This window comes from Burkholderia sp. SIMBA_051, assembly GCF_046534915.1.
Classification (GTDB): domain Bacteria; phylum Pseudomonadota; class Gammaproteobacteria; order Burkholderiales; family Burkholderiaceae; genus Burkholderia; species Burkholderia ambifaria.
Genome location: NZ_JAWRXS010000325.1, coordinates 1 through 269, shown reverse-complemented (window position 1 = coordinate 269; position 269 = coordinate 1). Strand labels below are relative to the sequence as shown.

Sequence of the window (269 nt, the reverse complement as noted above, 5' to 3'; positions counted from 1 at the left end):
CGGCTCGTCGAGCGCCACTGCCGGAATGCTCTCGCAGACCTCCTCGATGGGCTCCAGCAGCACGCTGATGGGCGTGCAGGGCGGCACCAACACGCTTGACAACTGGAACTACACCGGCGGCCAGATGAGCAACCAGTATGCGTTCGCCGATGGCGGTGTGATGACGCAATTCGGTCCGCTCGCGCTGCGCAAGTATGCCAACGGCGGTGTCGCCGACAGCCCGCAGGTCGCGGTCTACGGCGAAGGCTCGATGACAGAAGCCTACGTGC

At 65.1% G+C, this 269-nt stretch carries 1 protein-coding gene; it reads left to right on the top strand.

Going from position 1 to position 269, the window contains the following annotated elements; all coding sequences use genetic code 11:
* Positions 1–46: 46 nt before the first annotated feature.
* The coding region (locus tag SB771_RS34720) for a hypothetical protein (RefSeq protein ID WP_410722003.1) at positions 47–269 on the top strand (223 nt) is incomplete at its 3' end.